The 26,194-nt window shown below is 38.8% G+C and carries 22 protein-coding genes; 12 read left to right on the forward strand and 10 right to left on the reverse strand.

The window, feature by feature from the left end; translation table 11 throughout:
- Window positions 1–29 precede the first annotated feature (29 nt).
- Window positions 30–440 (reverse strand): peptide-methionine (R)-S-oxide reductase MsrB, encoded by a 411-nt coding sequence (msrB, locus tag BTO23_RS07395; RefSeq protein ID WP_105063283.1) that lies wholly within the window; start codon window positions 438–440, stop codon window positions 30–32.
- Between the two features lie 334 nt (window positions 441–774).
- Here msrB and gap point away from each other — a divergent pair, with 334 nt between their 5' ends.
- Both gap and BTO23_RS07405 read left to right on the forward strand, forming a co-directional pair.
- Window positions 775–1,767, forward strand: coding sequence for a type I glyceraldehyde-3-phosphate dehydrogenase (gene gap, locus BTO23_RS07400; RefSeq protein ID WP_012550424.1), 993 nt, complete (start codon window positions 775–777; stop codon window positions 1,765–1,767).
- Window positions 1,768–1,989: 222 nt separating this feature from the next.
- The gene (locus BTO23_RS07405) at window positions 1,990–2,865 is read left to right on the forward strand and encodes a D-hexose-6-phosphate mutarotase (protein WP_105063284.1); all 876 of its coding nucleotides are present in this window, start codon (window positions 1,990–1,992) and stop codon (window positions 2,863–2,865) included.
- A gap of 76 nt (window positions 2,866–2,941) precedes the next feature.
- Here the strand turns inward: BTO23_RS07405 and BTO23_RS07410 are convergent, their stop codons facing one another.
- Window positions 2,942–4,246 carry an inosine/guanosine kinase gene (locus BTO23_RS07410; RefSeq protein ID WP_061001924.1) on the reverse strand — a complete coding sequence of 435 codons (1,305 nt, stop codon included), beginning with the start codon at window positions 4,244–4,246 and terminating at the stop codon, window positions 2,942–2,944.
- Window positions 4,247–4,429: 183 nt separating this feature from the next.
- On the opposite strand from BTO23_RS07410, the gene BTO23_RS07415 reads away from it, so the two are divergent.
- Both BTO23_RS07415 and trxC read left to right on the forward strand, forming a co-directional pair.
- On the forward strand, window positions 4,430–4,753 hold the full coding sequence (locus BTO23_RS07415; RefSeq protein WP_060990534.1) for an HI1450 family dsDNA-mimic protein: 324 nt from the start codon (window positions 4,430–4,432) through the stop codon (window positions 4,751–4,753).
- A gap of 144 nt (window positions 4,754–4,897) precedes the next feature.
- On the forward strand, window positions 4,898–5,332 hold the full coding sequence (trxC, locus tag BTO23_RS07420) for a thioredoxin TrxC (protein WP_105063285.1): 435 nt from the start codon (window positions 4,898–4,900) through the stop codon (window positions 5,330–5,332).
- Between the two features lie 95 nt (window positions 5,333–5,427).
- Here trxC and serS read toward each other — a convergent pair whose 3' ends face one another.
- From serS to lrp, 5 genes are all read right to left on the reverse strand, one after another.
- A complete protein-coding gene (gene serS, locus BTO23_RS07425; RefSeq protein ID WP_060990532.1) occupies window positions 5,428–6,735 on the reverse strand; it encodes a serine--tRNA ligase in 1,308 nt (435 codons plus the stop codon).
- A gap of 120 nt (window positions 6,736–6,855) precedes the next feature.
- Window positions 6,856–8,202, reverse strand: coding sequence for a replication-associated recombination protein A (locus BTO23_RS07430; protein ID WP_105063286.1), 1,347 nt, complete (start codon window positions 8,200–8,202; stop codon window positions 6,856–6,858).
- Between the two features lie 29 nt (window positions 8,203–8,231).
- The gene (gene lolA / locus BTO23_RS07435) at window positions 8,232–8,843 is read right to left on the reverse strand and encodes an outer membrane lipoprotein periplasmic chaperone LolA (protein ID WP_105063287.1); all 612 of its coding nucleotides are present in this window, start codon (window positions 8,841–8,843) and stop codon (window positions 8,232–8,234) included.
- 30 nt (window positions 8,844–8,873) lie between these two features.
- On the reverse strand, window positions 8,874–12,128 hold the full coding sequence (locus BTO23_RS07440) for a DNA translocase FtsK 4TM domain-containing protein (RefSeq protein WP_170066724.1): 3,255 nt from the start codon (window positions 12,126–12,128) through the stop codon (window positions 8,874–8,876).
- A gap of 277 nt (window positions 12,129–12,405) precedes the next feature.
- A complete protein-coding gene (gene lrp / locus BTO23_RS07445; RefSeq protein WP_045101653.1) occupies window positions 12,406–12,897 on the reverse strand; it encodes a leucine-responsive transcriptional regulator Lrp in 492 nt (163 codons plus the stop codon).
- A 156-nt stretch (window positions 12,898–13,053) separates the two neighbouring features.
- Between lrp and ald the strand changes: the two genes are divergently transcribed.
- The 4 genes from ald (at window position 13,054) to cydC (ending at window position 18,942) form a co-directional block, all read left to right on the forward strand.
- Window positions 13,054–14,172, forward strand: coding sequence for an alanine dehydrogenase (ald, locus tag BTO23_RS07450; RefSeq protein WP_061001918.1), 1,119 nt, complete (start codon window positions 13,054–13,056; stop codon window positions 14,170–14,172).
- A gap of 156 nt (window positions 14,173–14,328) precedes the next feature.
- The gene (gene trxB, locus BTO23_RS07455) at window positions 14,329–15,294 is read left to right on the forward strand and encodes a thioredoxin-disulfide reductase (protein WP_061001916.1); all 966 of its coding nucleotides are present in this window, start codon (window positions 14,329–14,331) and stop codon (window positions 15,292–15,294) included.
- 152 nt (window positions 15,295–15,446) lie between these two features.
- Window positions 15,447–17,228: a heme ABC transporter permease/ATP-binding protein CydD gene (gene cydD, locus BTO23_RS07460; protein WP_105063289.1), complete on the forward strand. Its 1,782-nt coding sequence runs from the start codon at window positions 15,447–15,449 to the stop codon at window positions 17,226–17,228.
- Window positions 17,221–18,942, forward strand: coding sequence for a heme ABC transporter ATP-binding protein/permease CydC (cydC, locus tag BTO23_RS07465; protein WP_105063290.1), 1,722 nt, complete (start codon window positions 17,221–17,223; stop codon window positions 18,940–18,942). Before cydD ends, cydC begins: the two co-directional genes overlap by 8 nt.
- Before the next feature lie 106 nt (window positions 18,943–19,048).
- Here cydC and serC read toward each other — a convergent pair whose 3' ends face one another.
- Window positions 19,049–20,131 (reverse strand): 3-phosphoserine/phosphohydroxythreonine transaminase, encoded by a 1,083-nt coding sequence (gene serC, locus BTO23_RS07470; protein ID WP_061037001.1) that lies wholly within the window; start codon window positions 20,129–20,131, stop codon window positions 19,049–19,051.
- Window positions 20,132–20,340: 209 nt separating this feature from the next.
- Entirely contained in the window at window positions 20,341–21,642 is a 1,302-nt protein-coding gene (locus BTO23_RS07475) for a DUF945 family protein (RefSeq protein WP_060990523.1), read from the reverse strand.
- Window positions 21,643–21,917: 275 nt separating this feature from the next.
- On the opposite strand from BTO23_RS07475, the gene BTO23_RS07480 reads away from it, so the two are divergent.
- On the forward strand, window positions 21,918–22,469 hold the full coding sequence (locus tag BTO23_RS07480; RefSeq protein ID WP_060990522.1) for a hypothetical protein: 552 nt from the start codon (window positions 21,918–21,920) through the stop codon (window positions 22,467–22,469).
- Between the two features lie 76 nt (window positions 22,470–22,545).
- Here the strand turns inward: BTO23_RS07480 and BTO23_RS07485 are convergent, their stop codons facing one another.
- Complete coding sequence (locus BTO23_RS07485; protein WP_060990521.1) at window positions 22,546–23,130, reverse strand: TfoX/Sxy family DNA transformation protein; 585 nt, start codon at window positions 23,128–23,130, stop codon at window positions 22,546–22,548.
- A 427-nt stretch (window positions 23,131–23,557) separates the two neighbouring features.
- On the opposite strand from BTO23_RS07485, the gene BTO23_RS07490 reads away from it, so the two are divergent.
- The 3 genes from BTO23_RS07490 to BTO23_RS07500 all read left to right on the forward strand — a co-directional run bounded on the left by BTO23_RS07490 (window position 23,558) and on the right by BTO23_RS07500 (window position 26,092).
- Window positions 23,558–24,484 (forward strand): HDOD domain-containing protein, encoded by a 927-nt coding sequence (locus tag BTO23_RS07490; RefSeq protein ID WP_061028362.1) that lies wholly within the window; start codon window positions 23,558–23,560, stop codon window positions 24,482–24,484.
- 90 nt (window positions 24,485–24,574) lie between these two features.
- Complete coding sequence (locus tag BTO23_RS07495) at window positions 24,575–25,474, forward strand: LysO family transporter (RefSeq protein WP_061028360.1); 900 nt, start codon at window positions 24,575–24,577, stop codon at window positions 25,472–25,474.
- Window positions 25,475–25,579: 105 nt separating this feature from the next.
- The gene (locus BTO23_RS07500; protein WP_060990518.1) at window positions 25,580–26,092 is read left to right on the forward strand and encodes a hypothetical protein; all 513 of its coding nucleotides are present in this window, start codon (window positions 25,580–25,582) and stop codon (window positions 26,090–26,092) included.
- Window positions 26,093–26,194: the final 102 nt, after the last annotated feature.

Here is a 26,194-nt window from a genome sequence, read left to right on the forward strand (position 1 = left end):
CGATATCGCTCCTTTTTTGACTTAAACAATTATTCAGCTTCGCCATCAAAGCGTAAAGAGATTGAATTAACACAAAAACGTTCGCCCGTTGTTTTAGGGCCATCATTAAATACATGACCTAAATGGCTATCACAATGACGGCAGCAGATCTCTATTCTTTCCATTCCGTAGCTTGTATCTTTAATGTAACGGATAACTTGATCGTTTATTGGTGCGTCAAAACTCGGCCAACCACACCCTGAATCATATTTGTTATCTGACTCAAACAAAACGGTCTGGCAACAAGTACAAGCGTAAGAACCCGTTGATTTATTGTGTAATAATTTACCAGAGAAAGGTGCTTCAGTTCCTTGTTTACGGCAAATATCAAACTCTTCTTGAGTCAATCGTTCCTGCCAATCTACTTCTGTTAGTTCTAAAAATGGCTTTGATTTATCCATCTGAAATACTACCCCTTAAGACTTATTTAAATTAAACCTTGCTAACTGTCACCTTTGTAGCACATAATTTGCTAAAGTAATTTTACAGCAGCCTCACAAAATGACATTAATAGTTATGTAACTTTTTTTCATAACATGTCATTAAGGTCACTAAATAACCGAATTTTCTATAAATTACGTAAGATTTTTTCTTTATGTTAACAGGATATGGTGTTTTTTTTGATTTTAAACAAGATAAATGGCATTTTTGCTTGCAGGTTGGCTCAGGATTTTGTAATTTTACTACCAGTTAATTTAAACCTGAAAATCAAATTAAGTTGTGGAGCAACATATAATGACTATCAAAGTAGGTATTAACGGTTTTGGCCGTATTGGACGTTTTGTTTTCCGTGCATCTGTAGAGCGCAACGACATCGAAGTTGTTGGTATTAACGATCTTATCGACGTTGAATACATGGCTTACATGCTTAAGTACGACTCAACTCACGGTCGTTTCAACGGTACTGTTGAAGTAGTTGACGGTAACCTAGTAGTAAACGGTAACACAGTACGTGTAACTGCTGAACGTAACCCAGAAGATCTTAAGTGGGATGCAATCAACGTTGACGTTGTTGCTGAAGCTACTGGTCTTTTCCTTACTGACGAAACTGCTCGTAAACACATCACAGCTGGCGCTAAGAAAGTAGTTCTTACTGGCCCTTCTGGTGACGTTCCAATGTTCGTTATGGGCGTTAACGCTGCAGATTACGCTGGTCAAGATATCGTTTCTAACGCTTCTTGTACTACTAACTGTCTTGCACCTATCGCTAAAGTACTTAACGACAAGTGGGGCATCGAATCTGGTCTTATGACTACAGTTCACGCAACTACAGCAACTCAAAAAACTGTAGATGGTCCTTCTGCGAAAGACTGGCGTGGTGGCCGTGGTGCTTCTCAAAACATCATCCCATCTTCAACTGGTGCAGCTAAAGCAGTAGGTAAAGTAATTCCTGAGCTTAACGGCCTTCTAACTGGTATGGCTTTCCGCGTACCAACTGCAAACGTTTCTGTTGTTGACCTTACAGTTAACCTAAAAACTGCTGCAACTTACGAAGAAATCTGTGCTGAAATGAAACGCGCTTCTGAAAATGAATTTGCTGGCGTTCTAGGCTACACAGAAGAAGCTGTTGTTTCTCAAGACTTCATCGGCGAAACACAAACTTCAGTATTTGATGCTGCAGCTGGTGTTGCTCTAACTGACAAATTCGTTAAACTTGTATCTTGGTACGACAACGAAATCGGTTACTCAAACAAAGTTCTTGACCTAATCGCTCACGTTTCTAAGTAAGCATTAGTTTAGACTTTCTTTGAAAGCTAACTTAAAAGGTTTTAATATCTTTTAAAAATGAAAGGCGACTTAATTGTCGCCTTTTTTGTATCTGTGATTTAACCAGTAATAAAAATAATCACTGGAATTAGTATTACAACCAAGTACCTATTCTTTTTCTAAATCCAATACAACAATTGCTACCTGAAAAAGAATATGTATTTATTATTTTAGGAGTTACCTATGAACCTCACTCACCTTCCAACCATCAGTGTGTTATCTGATAGCGTTACCATTGCTCAACTTGATGACGTTAAGATTATCCGAGTGCTTCACGAGAAAGCAGAAGCCGCGATTTCACTACATGGTGGACATGTATTATCTTTCACTCCAAAAGGGCAAGAAGACCTTATTTGGATGAGTAAAGAGGCTATCTTTAACCCAGAGAAAGCTATTCGTGGCGGTGTTCCTGTTTGTTGGCCTTGGTTTGGGCGTATAGCAAACCCAGCGCATGGCTTTGCTCGTAATAGTGCTTGGTCTTTAATCGAACATCGTGAGAATGAAAACGGTGTTATTGTAGTTCTTGGTTTGAGTGCATCAGAAGAAACTAAAGCTATTTGGCCTTTTGAGTTTAAAGCTCGCTTAACTATCGAAATTGGTGATGAGTTACTAATTACTCTAGATGCAAAGAATACAGATGATAAAGCATGGAATTGTTCAGGAGCTCTTCATACTTATTTAAATATTGCAGATATAACCTCTACAACAATTACAGGAATGGGTTCGAGCTATATTGATGGACTATTAGAAGCAAAAGTATGCTTTGGTGGCGAAGTATTATCTATTGATACCGCAGTTGACCGTGTTTATACACAACCTGAAGACACCATTTTAATTTCTGATGCACAACGCACTTTATCAGTAACTAACTCTGGACATAATGCAGCGGTTATTTGGAATCCTTGGATTGAAGGCGCAGAATCTATGGGTGATATGAATAACGATGGTTACCAAACGATGGTATGTGTGGAATCAACTTATCATGCAACAAGCCTTGAAGCGGCTAAGGTTATCCAGCCTAATGAGTCATTTGTATTAGCAACTAGCATTAAAGCTTAATTACAAAGTTTAGACACAAAAAAACAAAAACGGAAGCATCTCAGCTTCCGTTTTTTATTTCATAAAAGACAAAAAATTATCTTTCCCAGTATGACTCTTCTAAAGAATCTTCACGCTCTGGTAAACCACGAGATAAACGTGGTGAATGCTGTGCTAATACTTCAAAACTTACGCGGTTTGAGTATTTACATACTTGAGAGAAAGAAGAATACGTTAAGTATGAATGTTGGTGCTTACTTGAGTTCGGCACATTGTTACGGTGATAATGGTTTGCTGCCATATCGTGTAATAATGCTGATAATGCACCATCACCCGCACCATTGGTGTTCTTAATTTTCTCAGGGCCACCCATGTATGGTGAAATGTGAGAATACACCTTCATTGGGTTTTCACAGCTATCTTTAATCGCTGGGCGACTGAATTCATATTGGTTGAATTCTGCAATCGTACCAGGAAGTAATGGCAAAGAAGTTTCACGCTTTGCTTCATCTTCCGTATAACCTGCCATATAAAGCCCTACAGGACCAGCAGTGCATAATACAAGATCAACCCATTCAAGAGCTTTATCTGCTGCTTGTAGAGGGTCAGATGCTCCTGTAAGCGCCTCACCTTCTTCTTCGTTCATTGCAACAACGGTTACATGGTCGTTTAAGAAGTCACGCCAGTATTGTGGATCATCTTGAACAACAAACTTAGTACCCATAGTTAATACTACTGGCACATCGTATTTTTTTGCGTACTCAATCGCTTTCATTGTTGCAGCTGGCATTGGATCACCATCTTTACAACGAACTAGGTAAGCGGTCAGTACAAGTGCTGATGCATTTTTGAAAATCTTTTCAGGAATGCTTTCTGCACGAAGTTGATTCATATCGCCTTCACTGATCGCAAACGTACGTTCACCATCTTGGCTGATAAGTGCAAAACAACGACCAATCGCGCCCGGAACAGGTTGAAGATAGTTCAAATCCATACGGCTAGACGTATTACATAAGTAGCGGTATGAGTAGCTACCAATATGAATGTCTTCACTCATAACACCTAATAGAGTCGATTTATCGTCTGCTAATACTGAATAGTTATGAAGTGTATTACCAATAGTACCACCAGCGAATTCGTTGGTGATCATGTTGTTATCTTTAAGCTCGTTATAAAGCATTTCCGCTTTATCATTATCGATAACCAGTGAGTGCCCTTTACTCAAGCCATACTTTTCAATAAAAGCATCATCAATTCGAGCTTCAATATCCACTAACGTCTGGTCAATACCGATAATGTGCGTACGCGACATTTTTTTGGTTTCTTGAGCTTGGCTAACTAATGGATCACGAGCGTGAACTGGAAAATAATGCTTGGATTTACGCTGACCTGGAAATTTCATAAAATAATCATTCAACTGGCTAATGGAAGAAGTGCGAAGTTTAGCCGCTGAATAACTCTGCCGCAACTACTGATATTAGCCTCAACGAAAGGCAAACGTTTGCTCTTTCTATTTGTTGATAGCTCTAGCCTTATAGAGGACATTCGTGATAATTTATGAGCGTATTTTTTAAAGGTAACCACCATGACAACTGAACTAATTAGCTATGATGACGTAATCGAAGTCGCTTACGATATTTTCCTTGAAATGGCTCAAGACAATCTTGAACCTGCTGATGTTGCATTATTCACTCTTCAATTTGATGACCGCGGTGCCGCTGAAGTTGTAGATACTCGTGATGATTGGGCTGAGCACGTTGGCTTCGAAGTTGATGGCGAAGTATACGCAGAAGTTCTAATTGGCTTAGTCAATGAAGAATCTGACGTATTGGATGATGTATTTGCTCGTATGCTAGTAAGTCGTGATCCTGAACACAAGTTCTGCCACATGTTATGGAAGCGTGATTAATTTCACCAAGCTTAGCATTTCATACTAAGGAGCATTTATTTGCTCCTTTTTTATTGCTCTTTTTAATTGAATATCTCACTTATCATCCCCATTATTTCTTTATGCTCACAAGCGATCTTCGCTATAAAATTATAAAGGAATACCATGTCTCAATTTCAATCTCGCTGCCCATCATGTAATGGACTCAATCGCCTTCCTATTGAACGAATTAATGACACAGCAACGTGCGGTCGCTGTAAAGAACCATTATTGGATGGAAAACCACTAGAAGGAACACCTGATAATCTTGCTGCTTTAATCAATAGTGATAAACCTGTTATTATCGATTTCTGGGCCCCTTGGTGTAATCCATGTGTTGGATTCTCTCCGGTATTTGAAGACGTTGCAACTGAACGTAATGGCCAAGTTCGTTGTGTAAAAATAAATACCGAAGCGCAGCAACAGATTGCCGCGCAATATCAGATCCGTTCTATCCCTACGATTATGGTATTTAAGAATGGTCAACGCGTAGATATGATCAATGGTGCGTTACCAAAAGGCCAATTTGATCAATGGTTGAACCAAGCATTAACCAAATAATACGCATATATAAAAAGTAAAAAGCAAAATCAAAAAAGCCCCTTTACTGGATAACCAATAAAGGGGCTTTCAATTTCTATCTATTTAAAAATAGATTAACCGATGAACTCAACGCCATTCATGTACTTACGTAGTACTTCAGGAATTGCAATTTTGCCATCCGCTTGTTGGAAGTTCTCTAGAATCGCAACCATTGTACGACCTACAGCAAGACCTGAACCGTTCAGTGTGTGAACTAATTCTGGTTTCTTCTCACCTTGACGACGGAAACGCGCTTGCATACGGCGCGCTTGGAAATCCCACATGTTTGAACAAGAAGAGATCTCACGGTACGTTTCTTGAGCTGGAACCCATACTTCTAAATCGTAAGTTTTACGAGAACCGAAGCCCATATCGCCAGTACAAAGAACCACTTTACGGTAAGGAAGTTCTAGTAGCTGAAGTACTTTCTCAGCATGACCTGTTAGCTCTTCAAGCGCAGCCATTGAATCTTCAGGTTTCGTAATTTGAACTAATTCAACTTTGTCGAATTGGTGCATACGAATAAGACCACGAGTATCACGACCGTAAGAACCTGCTTCAGAACGGAAACACGGTGTGTGTGCCGTCATTTTCAGTGGAAGATCCGCTTCTTCAGTAATCGTGTCACGCACCATATTAGTTACTGGTACTTCAGCTGTTGGGATCAGCGATAGCATCTTAAGAGGAACGTCACTTACTTGCTCAGTCAATGGGCTTGTATGGAATAGATCTTCACCGAATTTAGGCAATTGACCTGTACCGTATAAGCTGTCGTGGTTAACTAAGTAAGGAACGTACATTTCCATGTAGCCGTGTTCTTCTGTATGAAGATCAAGCATGAACTGCGATAAAGCACGGTGTAGACGTGCAAATTGGCCTTTCATTACTATAAAGCGAGAACCTGAAATTTTAACTGCGCTTGCAAAATCAAGACCGTCAGCAATTTCACCAAGTTCAACGTGATCTTTTACTTCAAAATCGTACGCTAAAGGTGTACCCCAACGTAATACTTCTACGTTTTCTTCTTCATCTTTACCGTAAGGTACAGAATCATCAGGAAGGTTAGGAACAGATAATGCGATGGTTTCGATTTGCTGTTGAAGTTCTGTTAGTGCTGCTTTTGCATCATCTAATTCAGAACCTAGGTTTGCAACGTCAGCCATGATGCGATCAGCTTCTTCGTGATCGCCCTTCGCTTTTGCTTGACCAATGGACTTCGAACGGGAATTACGCTGCGCTTGAAGCTCTTCAGTTTTAACTTGAAGGGACTTACGTTGTTCTTCAAGGTTGCGAAGTGTCTCTACGTCTAGCTTAAAGCCACGACGTGCCAGTTTCTCTGCTGTTTCATCCAGCTCTGTACGAAGTAATTTTGAATCAAGCATTTGTAATCCTATGCCTTATGGTCATTGTGTGTTCAAACTAAACGAACCCACTTAATAATAAAATTTTGTGCAATTTTCTTTTCTAAATTGCGATTCGAATAAGATACCGAAAATGGTCTTTTATTGGTAGCGTTTTAAGGTACTGTTTTGATCTAATTTGGCTAAATACTCTAGCTTTTCGCTAATTTTGGTTTCTAGACCACGTTTTGTAGGAAAGTAATACTTACGAGCCTGCATTTCAGGCGGAAAATAATTCTCACCTGACGCATACGCGTTTGGCTCATCATGAGCATAGCGATAGTCAGCACCGTAACCCATGTCTTTCATTAATGACGTAGGCGCATTACGTAAATGGTTTGGTACGTCGTAATCTGGCGAATTAATTGCGTCCATTTGCGCTTGTTTCCATGCCGTATAAACGGCATTACTTTTTGGTGCACAAGCTAAATAAACAACCGCTTGTGCAATCGCTCTTTCGCCTTCTGCTGGTCCAATTCGCGTAAAACAATCCCATGCATTCATAGCCACTTCCATTGCCCGAGGATCGGCATTACCTATATCTTCAGAAGCAATAGCCAATAAGCGACGAGCAACATACAAAGGATCACCACCTGCGGCAATAATACGAGCAGTCCAGTAAAGCGCGGCATCAGGGTTAGATCCACGAATTGATTTATGAACCGCTGAAATTAAGTCGTACCACATGTCCCCTTTATTATCGAAACGCGCCAGTTTTTCACCCGCAACTTCCGCTAATAAAGGCAAGTCTACCACTTTCTTCCCATCGTGATCTTCTTCTGCCATGTCATGCAAAAGCTCAAGGTAATTAAGCGACATACGCGCATCACCAGAGACTAAGTCTGCCAGCTGTAATTTCACATCATCAGGAAGTACAAAATTATCATCGTTTAAGCCACGATCTTTATCTAAAAGCGCCTGTTCAATAACCTGAACGATATCTTGCTTTTCTAATGACTTTAATTTGTATACTCGTGCACGCGATAACAAGGCATTATTAAGTTCAAAAGAAGGGTTTTCTGTTGTCGCACCAATAAAGGTAATCGTACCGTCTTCAATGTGCGGTAGAAACGCATCTTGCTGACTTTTATTAAAACGATGGACCTCATCAACAAACATGATGGTTCTTCTGCCTGTGGTTTGATTCTCTTTCGCTTTTTCTATTGCCGCTCGGATATCTTTGACACCAGAAGTAACTGCGGATACCCGTTCTACTTCTGCATTGGTATAATTTGCTGCAACTTCAGCCAATGTTGTTTTACCAGTGCCAGGAGGGCCCCATAAAATCATAGAATGGATTTGACCCGCCTCAAGTGCACGGCGCAACGGCTTACCAACACCTAATAGATGTTGTTGACCAATATATTGCTCAATATTTTGAGGGCGCATTCTAGCAGCAAGGGGACGAAAATCGTCCCCTGCTGAAAAATCTAAACTGAAATTACTCACGTTTATCCTTTTAGTTGCTTAGGCATCTATTAACGTTGATCGTCAATATCAACACCCGCAGGGACCGTAAAGCTAAAATTATTCTGTGCTGGTTTTTTTGCTTCAAATTTTGAGAAGCTAAAATCACTGCGTTGTCCATCTTGCTCAACGACAGAGAAACCTGTCACTTCACCCGATGCTTGAATACGTACAATGAATTCGCTTTTAATTGCAGAGTCAGCTTTAGGTGAAACCGTAAATGCATCGCCACTTTGAGTAACTGAATAATTGTCCCAATCAGATGCTTTATTACGAGTTAATAAAACAAATGGTGTTTGTGTCGTTGCTTTGTCTAATCCCATCAATGTGACTTGTTCAACAAACGGGTTGTAATACCATAATGTTTCACCATTAGTGACCAATAGATTTTCATCAGGTGTTTGTGTATGCCAGCGAAATAAATTAGGACGTAATATTTTTACATCTCCCTCACCTTGCATTAATACATCACCCTCAGGGCTCACTACTTTTTGAGTAAAATCAGCTTCAAATCCTGCATTCTGATTTAAACGCCCTGTTAACTCACTTTGAGGTGAAGCTAACACTGACGTACTAAACATACCTGAACTTAATAAACACAAAGAAATCAAAAACTTTTTCATTATTAATTATCGCTTATTTAAAATAGAGGACTAATCGCCACTGCCTACAGGAGGAGGAGCAATTACTTCACGGTTACCGTTATGGCCCGGAGTACTAACAATACCGTGAGCTTCTAATTGCTCAACAATTCGAGCTGCACGGTTATAACCAATTCTAAATTGTCGTTGAACACCTGAAACAGAGCCTCTTCGAGAGGTCGTTACAAATTCAACCACTTGATCAAACAGCTGATCAAGCTCTTCTTCACTATCTGATTTCTCACCAGGAAGCAAAGATTCAGCGCCTTGCTCACTCTTAGTAATCGCTTCAATGTAATTTGGACGACCACGAGCTTTCCAATCATTAACGACTGCGTGTACATCATCATCAGAGGCAAAGGCGCCATGAACACGAACGGTATGGTTAGATCCTGGTGCTAAATACAACATATCACCCATACCAAGTAGGGATTCAGCACCACCTTGGTCAAGAATAGTTCTTGAGTCAGTTTTCGTTGATACCGTAAACGCGACACGTGTTGGAATGTTTGCTTTAATCAAACCGGTAATAACATCAACTGACGGACGTTGTGTTGCAAGAATTAAGTGAATACCAGCAGCACGCGCTTTTTGAGCCAATCGTGCAATCAGTTCTTCCACTTTCTTACCAACAACCATCATCAAATCGGCAAATTCATCAACAATAACGATGATAGATGGCAGTTTTTCTAACAATGGTGGCATCTCATCCATGCTGTCACCCGGTTTCCATAACGGGTCATGAATTGGGTGTCCTGCAGCTGCTGCCATTTTCAATTTATCATTAAAGCCTTGTAGGTTACGAACCCCTAGCGCTGACATTAATTTATAACGACGTTCCATTTCACCAACACACCAACGTAATGCATTACCGGCATCTTTCATGTCAGTAACAACTTCAGTCAATAAATGTGGGATTCCTTCATAGATAGAAAGTTCCAACATTTTTGGATCGATCATGATAAAACGTACATCTTCTGGGGTTGCTTTATACAACACACTCAAAATCATGACGTTTACACCAACCGATTTACCAGAACCAGTCGTACCAGCAACCAGTACGTGAGGCATTTTAGCTAAATCAGCAATAACCGCTTCACCTGCAATATCAAGTCCCATAACAACGGTTGTTGGAGATTTCGCATTTTTAAATGTATCGCTACCAACCACATCTGAGAAGAAAACAGTTTGACGATTAAAGTTAGGAAGCTCTAAACCTACGTAAGGTTTTCCAGGAATAACTTCAACAACACGCACCGCCATTGCCGATAAAGAACGCGCTAAATCGGTTGCAAGGCCTGAGATACGGCTTACCTTAACACCCGGTGCTAAATCTAATTCAAAACGAGTAATAACAGGACCAGGGAAAATATCTACCACTCGCGCTTTAATTTTGTAATCAGCCAGTTTTGCTTCAACCAAACGAGCCGTATGCTCTAGTGATTCACGAGATTCCATCTCTGCACGAGTATCTGGAGCAAATAGCAAATCTAACGTTGGCATTGGTGACGTTGGTTTTGGTAAATTAGGTTCAGAGTTAACCAAAAATGGGTTTTGCAATGCCGCTTGCGTCGCTTTCTCTTTCGCGACTAATGCTTGAAATGCTGCAATATCTGCATCTGAGTGTGTCGGTTCTTCTTCGACAATAACCTCTTCAATCACAACATCATTGATGATAGGCATTTCTTTGGTTTCTTGAATATCTTCTTCATCAAAAGAAGGTTCAACCGCGTTAAGATGTAACTCTTCAACATCTTCAAACTCGATTTCTTCAATGGCATTGAAAGTTGGTACAGAAATTTCTTCTGCAGGATTGATAGCTTCTTGCTCTGAACTGGCCGTTAATGACTCCAACTCAGGAGATAAGTAGGTTTTCTCTTCATCACCAATTGAAGGTATTGCTGCTATCTCTTCAGCAAACGATTCAACCGTAACATCAGAACATTGCTCTTCATATTGATTGCTGTGCTGTTCATTGTATTGCAAGCTTAGAGATTCAAGATTCTCCGCCTCTAATGTGGTCTCAGAATAATCAACCAACTCAGGAACATCAATAACACCTATATCTTCAGCTCCCACAGCCATAGCACTTGAACTCACTGCTGCGACCATCGGTGTATGTGAAAAAGCGTGCTCAGCATCAACCTGACTTAATAAAGGATCTTGGTCTAAAGCTTCAGTATCAAGCTCTGCAATTGTCGCATTACTTCGCATCGCTAAATCTATGCCATCTTCTAACTGCTCAGGTTCAGCAATATCTTTTAAGACTGTAGGATCCATTATTTGATTGCTTAACTCAGGTTGACGTCCTACCAACGGCGATTCTTCTTGTGTCAAAGAGGCGTCATTGAACTCTGACTCAAACGTTGGTTCATCCGTATTAGGCGTTGAGAATAAAGGATCGTCAGTATAGACGTCATTCGTTTCAAACGAACGAGCATAGTTATCTTGTTCTGCATCTGGTGCATTGGCAAACATTGATAACTCACGAGAAGAAATCTTTGGTGTTTCAAATGGGTCAACATTAATCTCAGATGGCTCATTCGCCGCCGTTTCAAAGGCAGAAACTGCGCTAGCTGACATTTTCTTATTATCTACGTCATCTTCAACTTGATAAGTTTCATCTTCTGTTTTTCTTAGTTTATTAACACATGTTCTGGTTGCTTCTAAAGCAAAACCACCTAAATTATCAACAATCGTTAACCAAGAAACACCAGTAAAAAGTGTTAATCCGGCTCCCCATAAAAACATGAAGATAAGAGTCGACCCTAGCAAATTAAGAACAGGTGTTGTGATGCTAGTAAGTACATCTCCTACAACACCACCAGAAGAGAAATACCAAAGATCATCAAAATTGATATCAGCAAGCGCACAACTGGTTAGAAACAAGATTAACAAGCCAAGAATACGTGTCCCAATCATCATAAGATCGAGGTCTTTATCTTGGTCTTCGTCTTTTTTACGAAAAGCAATCCATGTACTACCTAAAAGAATAATAGGCAATAAATAGGCAAGAGAGCCAAAAGAAAAGAAAAGAGTATCAGCTATCCATGCCCCAAAAGAACCACCTGCATTCTGTACTGTTCCTGCCCACGCAGTTTGCGTCCATGATGGATCTGCTGGGTCAAAACTAAATAAAGAAATGGTAATAAAAATAGTGGCGAGTAAGCCGACAATAAATAACGCCTCTTGTAATCGTTGATTGCCATTAAGCCTCGCTTTTTCAGGCTCGGCAACCGACTCTACTTTTAACGTTGTTAGTTGCATCTTTCTTTCAGCGATTTTTTCTTTAATCTTTGTAAACAAAATACTATCCAATGTTACTGTGCTTAGATTTAGTCATCCCTCTTTAATTATAAATGCATTCGAAGAGAAAAAAGTAAGGATCACTAAATCTGTAGAAATTAAAAACAAGTCGAGCGGCATAACGCCGCTCGTCATTACTTAAAGGCATAATAGATAGAATATACCTAATAGCCTTTAAGCACTTCAAGATTTTGTAAATTAAAGAAAGAAAATTCTCTAATTTACAACCTTGATTCAATTAGCGAGTTTTAATCACTAAATGATTGGTTTGCTTTACTTCTTCCATAACGACATACGTACGAGTGTCATTTACCCCTGGAAGACGTAATAGTGTATCACCAAGCAATCGACGATAGGCACTCATATCTGATACACGGGTCTTTAAAAGATAATCAAAATCACCAGAAACAAGGTGACATTCTTGAATATCGTCTAATAGTTGTACCGCCGTATTAAATTGCTCAAATACATCTGGCGCACCACGATTAAGAGTGATCTCAACGAAAACGAGGAGTGATGCATCAAGATATTGCGGATTCAACAAGGCAGTATAGCCATTGATGTACCCTTGACGTTCTAAACGACGAACACGTTCTAAACATGGAGTTGGCGATAAGCCTACTCTTTTAGATAATTCAACATTCGAAATTCGTCCGTCTTTTTGGAGCTCATTCAAAATATTGCGATCGATACGATCCAGTTCCTTGGATGGTTTCTTATTATCTACCATTTTTTATTCCACCTTATTACTTCCTTGCAAAAAAATATACTACAACTTTTTAATATTTAGCATCAAATTTTGCCAATTACAATCTATACTAGATAAAAATTCGAAACAAAAACCCTACAAGCAGTCAAAATAACTATAACATAGAAGGAAATCAGGATGATCATTGGAGTACCTAAAGAAATAAAAAATCACGAATACCGTGTTGGTATGATCCCAGCAAGTGTTCGAGAATTAATATCTCATGGCCATAGCGTTTTTGTCGAAACAAAAGCGGGTTCAGGCATTGGTTTTACCGACGATGATTATATCGCGGTAGGCGCATCCATTCTTTCTACAGCTGAAGACGTTTTTGCTCAAGCTGATATGATAGTCAAAGTTAAAGAGCCACAAGCAGTTGAACGTGCAATGCTCCGCGAAGGGCAAATTTTATTCACGTATTTACATCTTGCACCAGATTTTCCACAAACAGAAGACCTAATCAAGAGTAAAGCTGTCTGCATCGCATATGAGACTGTAACAGATTATATGGGTCGTCTGCCACTATTAGCACCAATGTCTGAAGTTGCAGGCCGTATGTCTATTCAAGCAGGTGCTCAAACTCTTGAAAAATCAAACGGTGGTCGTGGCTTACTTCTTGGTGGTGTACCTGGTGTTGAACCTGCAAAAGTGGTGGTTGTGGGTGGTGGTGTGGTTGGCGCTAATGCCGCTCGCATGGCAGTAGGTATGCGTGCTGATGTGACTATTCTAGATCGCAACATTGATACTCTACGTGCTCTTGATGAAGAATTCCAAGGCCGTGCAAAAGTCGTTTATTCAACGGTAGATGCAATAGAGAAACATGTATTAGACGCTGACCTTGTCATTGGTGCTGTTCTTATTCCTGGCGCTGCAGCACCTAAACTAGTTACAGCTGACCACATTAAACGCATGAAACCAGGCGCTGCCGTTGTTGACGTTGCCATCGACCAAGGTGGTTGTTTTGAAACTTCTCATGCAACAACACATGCAGACCCTACTTACATCGTGGATGACGTTGTTCATTATTGTGTAGCTAATATGCCAGGTGCGGTTGCCCGTACTTCTACCTTTGCTCTTAATAATGCGACACTTCCATATATTATTAAATTAGCTGATAAAGGCTATAAAGTAGCTCTTCTTGAAGACAAAGGGTTCCTTGATGGTTTAAATGTTATTCACGGAAAAGTAACCTGCAAAGAAGTCGCAGAAAGCTTTGATTTAGAATATGTTGATCCAGAAACCGCATTAAGTGCATAAAATACATATCCTATAACAAAATCATTTGAGGGCACCCATTGCGGTGCCCTTTCTTTACGTTAATAAATTCCCTACAATCATCCCATGCAGAGGATGATGAACGCTTCTTGTTCCCACCCTACTTTCTGTTTTTTTTGATTTTAGCTCGGAGATCCTATGAGCAACGTTAAGCATTCTAAATTATTGATCCTTGGTTCTGGCCCAGCGGGCTATACTGCCGCCGTGTATGCTGCACGAGCAAATTTAAATCCAGTGATGATCACTGGTATGCAACAAGGTGGACAATTAACAACAACAACAGAAGTTGAAAACTGGCCTGGCGGCACTGCAGATATGACAGGTCCAGGTTTAATGGAAGAGATGAAAGCACACGCAGAACGTTTCAATACTGAGATGATTTTTGACCACATCAATGAAACTGATTTCAGCCAGCGCCCTTTCCGCTTAAAAGGTGACTCTGCAGAATATACTTGTGATGCGTTAATCATTTCTACCGGCGCTTCTGCAAAATACTTAGGTTTAGAATCTGAAGAAGCATTTAAAGGCCGTGGCGTTTCTGCTTGTGCTACCTGTGATGGTTTCTTTTATCGTAACCAAAAAGTTGCTGTTGTTGGTGGTGGTAATACCGCGGTTGAAGAAGCTCTCTATTTATCAAACATTGCTGCTGAAGTTCACCTCATTCACCGCCGTGACACCTTCCGTTCAGAAAAGATCCTTATTGACCGTTTAATGGATAAAGTTGAAAACGGCAATATCATTCTTCATACAGATCGCACTCTAGAAGAAGTTCTAGGTGATGAGATGGGCGTGACTGGCGTAAGATTAAAAGATACTAAATCTGACGCAACTGAAGATCTAGAAGTAATGGGCGCTTTCATTGCTATTGGACACCAACCAAACACTGCAATTTTCAATGATCAACTTGATATGGAAAATGGTTATATCAAGGTAAAATCAGGCTTAGAAGGCAATGCAACTCAAACAAGCATTGAAGGTATTTTTGCTGCGGGCGATGTAATGGACCACAATTACCGCCAAGCAATCACCTCTGCGGGCACGGGTTGTATGGCTGCATTAGATGCTGAACGCTTTTTAGATGCGTTAGAAGCAAAAGAAAGTTAAACTGTCTCTCGTTAACGTTAAACCCGAAGTCAGCCTTCGGGTTTCTTTTGCTCATCTTATTTTGTTGATGTGCCTATGGTTTCTTATATTCTGATAATAAAAAGAGAAATTCTAGTGCGTGCAAAATAATACAAAACGTAAGCCTTCATATTATGGATAAAAAACAACAACGCGAGTTAGGACAATGGCTCAAGAGCCAAAGTAAGCTTGCAAAAAAATGGCTAACCCTTTCTATTGGGCTCGGCTTCCTTTCTAGTATTTTCCTTATTATACAAGCAGCCCTGCTTGCTGATATCTTGCACCAATTAATTATTGAGCAAGTGGATAAGTACGATCTTCTTCCGCATTTCATTGCCATTCTCGTTATTGTCGGGATCCGAGCTGCTTGCAGTTGGGGCCGTGAAATTGCAGGCTATCGCTGTGGCGAACATATTCGTATTCATATACGTCAATTAATATTAAATAAACTCCAAGAGTTAGGCCCCGCATACATTAAAGGCAAGCCTGCTGGTACTTGGGCAACCTTGTTGTTAGAACAAGTCGAAGATATGCAAGATTTCTTTTCTCGCTATCTACCCCAAATGTCACTATCCGTATTAATTCCATTTGTCATTCTCATCGTTGTATTCCCTCAAAACTGGGCCGCAGGTTTAGTATTTTTACTTACTGCACCATTAGTTCCATTGTTCATGGCACTAGTAGGCATGGGAGCTGCTGATGCTAACCGTCGTAATTTTAAAGCATTACAACGTTTATCTGGTCACTTCTATGACCGTTTACAATCAATGACAACCATTCGTTTATTTAATAAAACAGCACAAGAAACAGAACACCTACATGGTGCTTCAGAGATTTTTCGTAAACGTACAATGGAAGTATTACGATTAGCTTTCCTATCCTCTGCAGTATTGGAATTCTTCACTTCTATCTCAATTGCTATTGTTGCTGTGTATTTTGGTTTTACTTTTATCGGTGAACTTGATTTTGGTCATTACGGTACAACCGTAACGCTATTTACTGGTTTATTTATCCTTATTTTAGCGCCTGAGTTTTATCAACCATTACGTGATTTAGGTACTTTTTATCATGCGAAGGCTCAAGCCGTAGGTGCTGCAGAATCTATTGTTGAGTTCTTAACTATTGATAGTAATACTCAAGACAATGATAAAACTCAAAGTCAGAAAGTATCCCAATCCACCACACTTGATATTGAAGTCACAGATCTCATAGTGACAAGCCATGATGGTAAAACATTACTTGGTCCAATTAGTTTTCATCTTCATGAAGGCTCTCAAACTGCATTGGTTGGGCCTAGTGGTGCAGGTAAAACAAGCCTAATTAACGCGATTCTTGGGTTTTTACCTTATCAAGGCAGCATTAAAATCAATGATTCTGAACTCTCTGAATTAGATAAAAAGCTTTGGTACCAAGACATCAATTGGGTTGGACAAAACCCAACATTGGTTCATGGCACCATTGAAGAGAACATCACTCTTGGTAAGGAAGGCGTCTCTAAAGATCAATTAAATTTAGTGAGCCAACAAGCGTTTGCTAATGAATTTATTAATGAGCTTGGTTATCAACATCAAATATCTGATCGTTCTGGCGGGCTATCCGTCGGTCAAGCACAACGATTAGCGTTAGCAAGAGCATTATTACAACAAGGCCGCTTGTGGATCTTAGATGAACCAACAGCCAGCCTAGATGCAAAAAGTGAACGTCTGGTAATGAAAAGTCTCAATGACGCGACTCAAGGTCTAACGACATTAATGATCAGCCATCGCTTGGATCAGCTTCATGCTATGGATACGATTCTTGTCATGGACAAAGGCCAAATCGTTCAGTCAGGTTCGTTTGAAGAAATTAAAAATTCTGGCTTATTTTCAACCATGCTGACCGCAAAACAACCAAAGCAAGGTGATCTTGATGCGTGATTTATTACCGTATATTAAATTATATAAGAAACATTGGTTTGGCTTAACATTGGGCATGATCTTAAGCTTCGCAACCTTGTTTGCCTCTATTGGATTATTGACCATTTCTGGTTGGTTTATTTCAGCATCTGCCATTGCAGGGTTAACGATTGCGCGAGAAACCTTTAATTACATGCTTCCTGCGGGGGCGGTACGAGGCTTTTCTATTGGTCGTACTGCTGGTCGATGGGGAGAACGTGTCGTAAGTCATAATGCCACATTTAAGCTATTAACTGAGCTGCGTATTTTCTTCTTTAAAAAGTTAATACCATTAATCCCAGGACGTTTTTCAAAACTGCGTGATGCCGATTTATTAAACCGCCTTGTCGCAGATGTTGATGCGATGGATCACGTATACTTACGTCTTATCAGCCCAATAATTGTTGGTACATTAGGCATTATCGGATTAACCGCTTTCCTTGCGTGGTTTGACATTACAATTGGTTTAACACTTGGGGCAATTTTATTCTCTCTATTATTAATTTGGCCTACGCTTTTCTATAAGCTTGGTAAACAAAATGGTGCAGAATTAACTCAAAACAAAGCCGCTTTACGCATAAAAACATTAGACTGGTTACAAGGTAATGCTGAACTTCGTATCTTTGGTGCAGAAGAGCAATACCAACAACGTATTCTTGATGCTCAAGTGGCCCTACTCTCCAATCAACGCCACATGGCAACATTAACAGGTTTAGCTAATGGCTTACTGTTGTTGGCCAACGGTTGGACATTATTATTAATGTTATGGATTTCTGCCGATGGCATTGCAGGAATGACCCCCGATCCAATGGTCGCTATGGTTGCTTTTGCTACGATGGCAAGCTTTGAATTATTAATGCCGATTGCTGGTGCTTTCCAGTATTTAGGTCAGACATTAAGTTCTGCTCGTCGCTTAAATGAAATCATCACCGCTGAACCAGATACCGTCTTTGATGAAAATGGCGTGACTCAAGAGATAAAAGGTAACTTAACCATCTCTGATGTGAGTTATCAATATCTTGATGCAGATACAGATGCAATCACACACGTGTCATTAGATTTACTTGCAGGTCAAAAAATGGCGATTGTGGGTCAAACAGGCTCGGGGAAATCCACCTTATTGCAATTGTTGACTCGTCAGTGGGACCCTAAATCAGGCTCTATTGCCATTGATGGTGTTCAATTACCAAGATGGAAAGAATCAAGCCTGCGTAGTGCAATGTCCGTCGTAAGCCAAAGAGTCGATATTCTTAATGGTTCTTTACGTGATAACTTAAGACTTGCAAATGATTCAGCCAGCGATGAAATATTGAGCCAAACACTTGAGAAAGTAGGCTTACACGATCTCGCTGTTAATGAAGGCTTAAATGCATGGCTTGGAGATGGTGGACGCCAACTTTCGGGTGGTGAACGTCGTCGAATTGGTATTGCTAGAGCTCTACTGCATGATGCTCCTATTGTTTTATTAGATGAACCTACCGAAGGGCTAGATCAAAAAACAGAGCAACAAATAATGTCTGTACTAAATGATCATATTAAAGATAAAACGGTGGTATTTATTACCCACCGCCTGGTTAATTTAGAAAACATGGACCACATTTGTCTTATGGATCATGGTGAAATAACTGAACAAGGCACACATGAGAGCTTACTTGCACTCAATGGAGCTTATCATCAGTTGTGGCAACGTTTCTAAATAAAGCATTAACTCATTAATCATCTGCTTATTCTGAAGCCATAAAAAAGCCGACACTGTTTATTCAGTATCGGCTTTTTAGTATTTGTTTATCGACAAATAAAGATTACGCGTATTGCTCTTCAAATGCTTTCATAAAATCAACTAGTGCTTGAACACCCTCTAATGGCATTGCATTATAAATAGACGCTCGCATCCCACCCACAACTCGATGTCCTTTCAATGCTTTTAAACCCGCTTCATCTGCTAATGCAAGAAACTGAGTATCTAACTCTGAATTCGCTAGTTGGAATGGAATATTCATTAGAGAGCGATTATTCGTATGAACCTCGTTACGATAAAAATCAGACTGATCGATATAATCATATAATGCAGACGCTTTTTTGCGATTACGTGCTTCCATCGCTTCAATACCACCATTTAGTTTTAACCATTTAAAAACTAAACCCGCTAAATACCAAGCATACGTCGGAGGAGTATTAAACATCGACTCTTGATTTGCTAGTACACCATAGCTTAATACACTTGGAAGTGCTTCAGCAGCAAGATCGAGTAAATCATCACGTACAATAACAATCGTTAATCCTGCTGGACCAATGTTCTTTTGGGCACCCGCATAAATAACACCATATTTAGAAACATCAATTTGACGAGATAAAATCGTCGAAGACATATCGGCAACAATAGGCTTGTCCGTTACTGGTAAATCATTAATTTCAATACCATCAATAGTTTCATTTGGACAAAAATGCACATAAGCAGCGTCTTCACTCAATGGCCATTCTGCCGCCGCTTTTACTGCTCGCTTACCATCAATTTTTGTAATTGCATCAATGACATTTGGTTGACAGTATTTTTTTGCTTCAGTTACTGAACTTTGTGCCCAATAACCAGCATCAATATAATCAGCCTTAGTATTATTGCCCAATAAATTTAATGGCACTGCTGCAAATTGAGCACGAGCACCACCTTGGCAAAACAACACTTTATAATTATCTGGAATTGATAATAAATCACGTAAATCTTGTTCAGACTCTTGCGCAACTTTAATAAATTCTTTACTACGGTGGCTAATCTCCATCACTGAAGTGCCTAAACCGTTCCAATTCACCAATTCCTTTTGAGCTTGGGCTAGAACGTCTGCTGGCAGCATTGCTGGACCAGCACAAAAGTTAAATACTTTTTCCATGTTTCTCAAAGGCTCCTGCTATTTATAAAAATCAATCATATCAACTTAGATAAACCACTGATTAAATATTTATCTAAGTTACTATCAGTAAATATTGTGTAGAAATTAATACCACCTTTTCTCTTACAAAGAAATCAGAAAGTGATCTAATTCACTAAATAAAAAAATAGCCCACCTTAGTGAGCTATTTTAATTTGATATATCCGGTATTAACGTAGGTAACTTAAAAAACCTAACAGCATAAATAACGGCATTTTTTGTCCATTAAGCAATTCAATTTGACCATCAGCAATTTTAGCCGACAAACGATAGTTATCGCCATCTTCTACGGCAAACTCATTAATTAACAACTCATCCATTTGCATACGAAGTTCTGGAGTCTCATCAACTAATTTCTTAGCAATAACTAACTCCGTATTGCCTTGTAGTGTCTGGATTAATTTATCTGCATTTTGCGATGCTCTTGCTGTGCCAGCTGGTAAAGTCAGTAATACTTTACTATCAACTTTGCTGCCTAACACATTTGCACTGAATTCATTAATATTTAATGAAAAGCCTTTTGCCGCTAATAAATCAAATGACAACATTAATTGCTCAACATTTTCATTTGTTAACTCTTGCTCTTGAAGCAAAGGTACTAGTTTTAGAAGCGCATCATAATTTAAGTTTTCAAAACTAATATCAAATACACCATCTTTCAATACACCAGCGCTTGTTGCAGCTTCTGCCAGTGTTAACGTATTTTTTGACGTAAACGTATTATCTTCTGTTTTATCTTTCACTTCGTTAATCTGGTTAACGCTTGTGTACTTAAAGCCTTTAACTTCATTATTAAGTTGAGTTTCAATATCATTTAATACTAATTTATCAAAACCAACACTCGCTTCGCCAATGAAAATATCATCAACATAATGACCGACACTTTGACCAGCAACGTTATCAATAGTCATTTCAGACTGATTATCTAATCGTAATTCTGTTTTAGGCAATTGGTAAGAAACAGTAAATTGTCCGTCCTTTGCTACCGTCGCCGAGATTTGGCTTGCTGCTAAAAAGAGTTTTTCAACACCTTGAGCTTTTAAGTCTTCCGTTGCAAAATCAGTATCTTTACTTGTTAGTAATAGGTTCGTAGTTCCTGTTAATTCGCTTTCTGTCGTTAATGTTAAACCTTGAACAAATTCTGATGTATCTTCTGTACTTACAAACGTAGATGTCGAAGAAATTGAAAATAAACCATGAGATATATCGTGTTCAACCAAAATATCTGTTGGGTATCCTGCTTGTTTAAGCTCTTCACTCAACCCTTGATCAACAACATGAATACGACTTTGAGCCGTTGAACTTAAGTAACCACGGTCATAAGAAATTGATTCAACTTCAATAATAGAGTTACTGTACGACGCAATTCCATCTTTAAAAATAGCTTCGCCTATCTTCCCTGTAGCAAATGGCCAACACGCAACTAGTGCAACTGCGCCACCAATGGCTGCATATTTTCTTAATTCTTTCATTTCATTATCCATTTTTAACGATTTAAATTAGTTTACCTAAGACAATAAGATCAATACACCTCTATTTAATAAGATAAACAAACTTTAAGGCCTCTCTGTAACTGAACTTGGCTTATATTTTGCTTAATTAAAGTATATAAATAGCACGTTAATTTTTTGACTAATTGCTGTTACTCCAAATTTTGTAGACTCACTTCTAGCAAAAATACCTATTTCTGTTAGTATTTGACGTATATTTTTGGTTACAGCACTCACTTTGATAGGTTTCAAATATCATGATCCGTAAGACACTTTTAGCTTCAAGCCTAATGTTTATTTCAGCAACATCAATGGCTGCAGATAATGATCCAAACAATGCCATCATGAGCAACTTTAGTTATGACTATGTTGAAGCTCGCATTGGCTTTAGCCCTTCAACATTTGGTGCTGGTTTTAGTAAATCAATCCACCCTAATGCTCACGCTATTGCCTCTGTAGACTCTGAACTAGATGGTGATTACGATTTAGCAGCTGGTCTAGGCTTTCACGCTCCAGTAAATAACTGGGCTGACATTACAGGTGAAATGCTACTTCGTGTTGTTGATGATAATAAACACTACAAAAATGACACAGGTATGGAACTTAACTTAGGCGTTCGTCAATGGTTAGGTCCTCAATTAGAAGTTGGTGGTAAAGTAGGTTACTTATCTATTGAAGATAATGACGATACTCTATTCTCTGTTTATGGTCGATTCCACTCAACAGAATTGTTCTCTATCGGTGCTGAAGGTCGTTTTAATGGTATCTATGGCGACCAACTATTACTGACCGCTCGCTTTAAATACTAATTAAATTTAGTTAAAAAAAAACCTCGTTATACCTTAGACAACAAAAGGAATAACGAGGTTTTTTTATTTATTCAAATTAAACTTGTTGAAGCAAAGCTCTTTTCATTGGTTCTTGTAATAATGTCCAATGAACACCTGATTCTGCCCCTGCAAATTTCCACAAAAGTTTTACATCTACATCACCACCGTAGGTAGTATTTACTTTTCTAAATACATCAACAGCACCTATTTCTAAGAAGGCATCAACATCAGGAACCCCTGACTTTTTTACCATTCTTTCCAACGTTAATTGCATGTTCGGCAAATCACGTAAGCGGCGGTTCTCTTTTGATTTTTTAAACTCACGCTCTACACGTGAATTTTCCATCACCTCTTTGATGATACTAAGCAATAAAGCTGGTTTTTTCTCAAAAAGCTCACTGATGTCAAAATAGTTAACTGTCGCGACTGTCGTTTTTTTCACGTGTTTAAAGCGTTCGCATCCTAATTTTTCAAACTGTTTATCGACTAATCCACCACCTCGAACGTATAATCGTCCTTCAGTAACTAATGAAAACATCGCATCTTCGGTAAATAAACCAACGCCACCAAACATCGAGCGTTTATTAAATTTTCCCAGTTTTTTTACAAAATTAAAAAAGCGTTCCTCTAAATGGTTCATTTCGATCTCCTTGATCTAAAACTTACGACCCCCGTCCCTGTCAGAAAATTGACATCAAGCAATTGAATATTAAACATACAATAAATAAGTTTCTAGCCTTTTTACATTAACTGCTGAATCTACAGCATATTTCTTAGGTCCGATCACACCTTTAAGTATTATTTTATGTAACGAACTAAGTTTTTCTTCAGCCTTCTATCACATTATAGTCTCACAACTTAACCTATAGATTCATTGATGAGGCTCACAAGATTCATTTACAACACCAATAATTTGACTCTTATTTATCTATTAATAATAACTATCCTTCTTGAACTGAGTAAAAACTCTTAAATTTTTCGTAAATGGTCTCATTTTTTTGACTTTTTTCTTAGAAATCAGAAAAACGCTGTATGATTAACCCATTATTTTAAAATATGAATTAAGAATGACTCATTTATCGTTTTTCTGGCTATCCCACGATAAAGACAAAGTACTGACTGCATTAAGAAGTGAATTTAGTCGATTAGCATCGAAAAGCATCTCATCAGGAAAAATAAAATTGCCTCCTATCCCTGATGTTGTACTTAAGATTCAAAAGTTATGTACTCTTGAAGGCACTGTAATTAAAGATGTCTCAGATACTTTATTAGAGGACCCAAGCCTAACTGCTATTGTTATACGCATGGCTAACTCTGTTGTATTTAACCGCAGAAACATTACCTGTACTGATGTTCTAACAGCGGTATCTCGATTAGGGATATTCCGTGTTCGCGATATAGTTACTGCTCAAGCTATTGAACAGTTAAAACATTCAAGTGACTTAAATAAAGAATGTAATGCACTTCTTCGTAAAAGTGCTGCACGTTCTCGTGAATTTGCAGCGGTAATGACAATGATCTGCGAAGAAATGATAATTGAGTGTGAAGATGCTTCTCTCGATTACCTTGAACCAGAAAAGGCATTACTTACTGGCTTACTGGCCGATATCGGGTTGTTCTGCCTTGTGAATGAATATTATGATTATCTTGAGCAAGGTAATTATCTGGATCTTGAGTTAGCTATCTATATTTTCGACAACGAATGTAATGCAACCAGCTATCACGTACTAAATCATTGGCAATTTGATGTGGATTTTTTAGCTGTTGCTACCAACAAGAACAGTACCAAAAACACTGAGCATCCTATTAATTATATAGACATAGCCCGTATTGCTAGTCACCTTTTAATGTTTAGAAATAAAGATGATGCCATTGAAGAACACGACATTGAAATTACTCTTGAAGGCGCTGAAGCACTTTATACATTAAGTAATTTAACTAATAGTCAATTCAACAACCGCATTAAAGAAACACTAAGAAGCAGTGGTTTGTAATTAAATTACAATAAAACGAACAACTTATATTGATGTCATTAAGAAGCCTTGATATTCTCAAGGCCTTCTTCATGGATGAGATTAATAATAATGCTTTCTGGAATGTTATTTGTTTTTTTACCACTACTTTTTGGCTATTTAATTCCGCTTCATTCTCAAAAACCTCTTCAGCGAATTAATGCAGCAACAAGTCATTTAGTCACTGTCATCCTTGCACTAATGGGCCTTAGCCTCGCAGCTTTGGATAATCTCGCTCAAAATTTAAATCAGATAGTGACAATTACTACGGTTTTCTTTGTTTCTATTAGCACTTGTAATTTAGCCGTTCTTCCTTTTATGGATAAACTTTTCCCTCTAAATTCAGAAGGAAATAAAAACACACTCCCTCTTTTTAAGATGATTTTAGAGTCAGCAAAACTATTACTTGCAGTAGCAGCTGGTTTAGTTTTTGGTTTAGTTAGTGGTATTGATCTTGCTTGGGTTGAAAGCGCAAGTGAGCTTATCTTATTAGTCCTTCTTTTTCTTATCGGTATCCAATTACGAAACAGTGGATTATCACTGCGCCAAATTCTTCTTAATAAACACGGAATAATTATTGCTGTCGTTATTTTATCAACATCATTAATTGGCGGGCTGATTGCTGCTCTCTTTTTGGATATTCCATTAAATCATGGATTGGCAATGGCATCAGGATTTGGCTGGTATTCTCTAGCTGGGATCTTAATGGGTGATGCGCTTGGCCCCGTTTATGGTGGCGCTTCTTTTTTGAATGAATTAATGCGCGAATTAGTTGCTCTTTTATTAATCCCTACACTCATAAATCGTTATCCCGTCACTTCTATTGGCTATGCCGGAGCAACAGCAATGGACTTTACCTTACCTGTCATTCAAAACTGTGGCGGTATTCGTTGTGTTCCTATCGCTATTGTAAGTGGCTTTATTCTAAGTTTGTTAGTGCCTTTTTTAATGCTCTTTTTTGTGTCCCTATAAATAAGTTCAGAGGGAAGCATCACATTGTGGGTTGTTTCAATTGCATTTAGTTATCTGATGCCTACAATCACATTCAACAATAATGATTCATTCTAAGGATTTGTAATGAAACTAGCTGCTCTTCTTTTACCATTCGCTTTATTAACAACGTCTGCTCAAGCTGCTGATACGGAATGCCTAAGCAACCAATACAGTCAATACGTTGATGCGTCTTTAACTTGGTATAAAGAACTGATTTCAATTACGGTTAAAAGAGACCCTAATTTAGAAAGTGTAGGTAATTGGTTCTTAGAAGGACGTCAACACCATTTTGAATTAAATCGTGCGGCAGTGGATTTTTATCTAAAGAATGACCCATCAAAAGTAAAAACAAACCAATCTATCGAATCTTGGTTACAATTAGATCAAAAAGAGATAAAAACACTCGCGTCAAATAATGACGAGCTAGGAAAAATAGCAAAAGTAACTTTTGACGATCGCCAAGCTCAACCTCATAAGCAAAACTATGAATTACGTTCAGCATTTGCAGATATCCTAAGTCATCCTAAAGAAATTGATGCTCCACTAAATGCATACAACCAAAAGATGACCGAAATTAGTGACATAAGCTGCAAATAATTTGATTGTTATTTCACCAATAAAACCGATTTTATAATAATAATTCCTATCAAAAATCGATGCGGCACATTTTAGACGAGACATTTACGCGATTTTGTTCTA

Source organism: Aliivibrio sifiae (assembly GCF_002954715.1).
Lineage (GTDB): Bacteria > Pseudomonadota > Gammaproteobacteria > Enterobacterales > Vibrionaceae > Aliivibrio > Aliivibrio sifiae.

Excerpts from the sequence above, each read along its gene's own strand:
- msrB (WP_105063283.1), bottom strand. The coding sequence starts at position 440 with ATGGATAAATCAAAGCCATTTTTAGAACTAACAGAAGTAGATTGGCAG.
- gap (WP_012550424.1), top strand. The coding sequence starts at position 775 with ATGACTATCAAAGTAGGTATTAACGGTTTTGGCCGTATTGGACGTTTT.
- BTO23_RS07405 (WP_105063284.1), top strand. The coding sequence starts at position 1,990 with ATGAACCTCACTCACCTTCCAACCATCAGTGTGTTATCTGATAGCGTT.
- BTO23_RS07410 (WP_061001924.1), bottom strand. The coding sequence starts at position 4,246 with ATGAAATTTCCAGGTCAGCGTAAATCCAAGCATTATTTTCCAGTTCAC.
- BTO23_RS07415 (WP_060990534.1), top strand. The coding sequence starts at position 4,430 with ATGACAACTGAACTAATTAGCTATGATGACGTAATCGAAGTCGCTTAC.
- trxC (WP_105063285.1), top strand. The coding sequence starts at position 4,898 with ATGTCTCAATTTCAATCTCGCTGCCCATCATGTAATGGACTCAATCGC.
- serS (WP_060990532.1), bottom strand. The coding sequence starts at position 6,735 with ATGCTTGATTCAAAATTACTTCGTACAGAGCTGGATGAAACAGCAGAG.
- lolA (WP_105063287.1), bottom strand. The coding sequence starts at position 8,843 with ATGAAAAAGTTTTTGATTTCTTTGTGTTTATTAAGTTCAGGTATGTTT.
- BTO23_RS07440 (WP_170066724.1), bottom strand. The coding sequence starts at position 12,128 with ATGCAACTAACAACGTTAAAAGTAGAGTCGGTTGCCGAGCCTGAAAAA.
- lrp (WP_045101653.1), bottom strand. The coding sequence starts at position 12,897 with ATGGTAGATAATAAGAAACCATCCAAGGAACTGGATCGTATCGATCGC.
- ald (WP_061001918.1), top strand. The coding sequence starts at position 13,054 with ATGATCATTGGAGTACCTAAAGAAATAAAAAATCACGAATACCGTGTT.
- trxB (WP_061001916.1), top strand. The coding sequence starts at position 14,329 with ATGAGCAACGTTAAGCATTCTAAATTATTGATCCTTGGTTCTGGCCCA.
- cydD (WP_105063289.1), top strand. The coding sequence starts at position 15,447 with ATGGATAAAAAACAACAACGCGAGTTAGGACAATGGCTCAAGAGCCAA.
- cydC (WP_105063290.1), top strand. The coding sequence starts at position 17,221 with ATGCGTGATTTATTACCGTATATTAAATTATATAAGAAACATTGGTTT.
- serC (WP_061037001.1), bottom strand. The coding sequence starts at position 20,131 with ATGGAAAAAGTATTTAACTTTTGTGCTGGTCCAGCAATGCTGCCAGCA.
- BTO23_RS07475 (WP_060990523.1), bottom strand. The coding sequence starts at position 21,642 with ATGAAAGAATTAAGAAAATATGCAGCCATTGGTGGCGCAGTTGCACTA.
- BTO23_RS07480 (WP_060990522.1), top strand. The coding sequence starts at position 21,918 with ATGATCCGTAAGACACTTTTAGCTTCAAGCCTAATGTTTATTTCAGCA.
- BTO23_RS07485 (WP_060990521.1), bottom strand. The coding sequence starts at position 23,130 with ATGAACCATTTAGAGGAACGCTTTTTTAATTTTGTAAAAAAACTGGGA.
- BTO23_RS07490 (WP_061028362.1), top strand. The coding sequence starts at position 23,558 with ATGACTCATTTATCGTTTTTCTGGCTATCCCACGATAAAGACAAAGTA.
- BTO23_RS07495 (WP_061028360.1), top strand. The coding sequence starts at position 24,575 with ATGCTTTCTGGAATGTTATTTGTTTTTTTACCACTACTTTTTGGCTAT.
- BTO23_RS07500 (WP_060990518.1), top strand. The coding sequence starts at position 25,580 with ATGAAACTAGCTGCTCTTCTTTTACCATTCGCTTTATTAACAACGTCT.